General features: G+C 53.4%; 1 protein-coding gene. It reads right to left on the bottom strand.

Annotation, left to right across the window (positions count from 1 at the left end; translation table 11 throughout):
- On the bottom strand, positions 1-898 hold an 898-nt coding region (locus RAE09_RS11815; protein ID WP_316981770.1), incomplete at its 3' end, for an IS110 family transposase.
- Positions 899-1196: the final 298 nt, after the last annotated feature.

Here is a 1196-nt window from a genome sequence, read left to right as displayed (position 1 = left end):
CTGACGGAAAGTCGGACATATCGCCCGCGGTCATGAGAATTTGTGCTGCCGTCTTTGGTCCGATTCCTGGCATGGATAGCAGGATTTGAGTGTGGGGGATGTCGTTGATGAGCTCGATGACTTCTTGCTCGATTTGCTTGCGGTGCTCGAGCTTTAAGAGTGCGTCCTTCGCCGACATTGCTACGCCCATTTCGGCATAGTGTGCACCAGCAATGGCGACTGTTTGCTCAGAGATGGCAGCGAATATGGCATCAAGGACAGGTTCAGGATTGCGTGCCTTATAGCGTCGAGCAAAGGCAGCTGCTTTGGCTTTTCCGAGGCGCTTTATCTTGGTCGGTCCGCCGTAGCGTGCAAGTAGGTGCAGAACCCACTTGCGGTGGATTATCTGACCGCGAAGGGCCTGTTCGAATTGCGGGTAGCAGCCCACTAGCGCACTTCGAATCTGATTGATGAGCCTGGTGTAGGAGCGCGCTAAGTCTTCGTCGATACCGTTGAGGACCTTCAATTGGAGGAAAGCTTCTTCGACACGGTCGACGCTGCGGAGGGATTCCGGAAGGTTCTTTGCAGCGTGGGCGATGATATAGGCGTCCCGGATATCAGTTTTGGCATTGCCAGCGTGGATGCGTGAGAGTTGACGCATGGCCAAACCGGGAAGGTAGCGCACGTCGATCCCGAGTTCTTGAGCAACCGCGACAGTTAGTCGACCAATGTTATTTGGCTGGTCCACGACGACAAGGACCTTGTGGTCGTGTGCGCTGAACGCTGAAAACAGTGCGCGCAGGGATTTTTCGTTTTGGTTGATGCGCTTAGATAGCACCTGGGTGCCGTCGATATCTAAGACGCAAGCGTGGTGAAAGTATTTACCAACGTCCATGCCGATGACATAGTCGTAGGTCATAGCAAACCTCCAAGCGAATTGAATGAGTATGGGACTTATTTCATCGCTGGTGGTCGGACATACTTCACGCTGGCATCCACATTACTTTGAGACCTCGCACATTCTGTGCGGGTCAGGTTCCTATTAGCAGTCTGGAGTATGTCACTGCCTTCGGCGGCATCACCCCCCGGATCATTTTCAGACAGGGACGAAAACAAGCCATACCGAAGCCAGCGACTAGTTCCACTGCAACAAGGCAGAAGGAACGCAGATAAACATAGCCTGCCCCAGCATGGGGCTAGGAGTACGAATCCTGAGT

Origin of the sequence: Corynebacterium tuberculostearicum (assembly GCF_032821615.1) — a bacterium.
GTDB lineage: Bacteria > Actinomycetota > Actinomycetes > Mycobacteriales > Mycobacteriaceae > Corynebacterium > Corynebacterium tuberculostearicum_H.
This window is presented reverse-complemented; position numbering and strand designations above follow the sequence as displayed.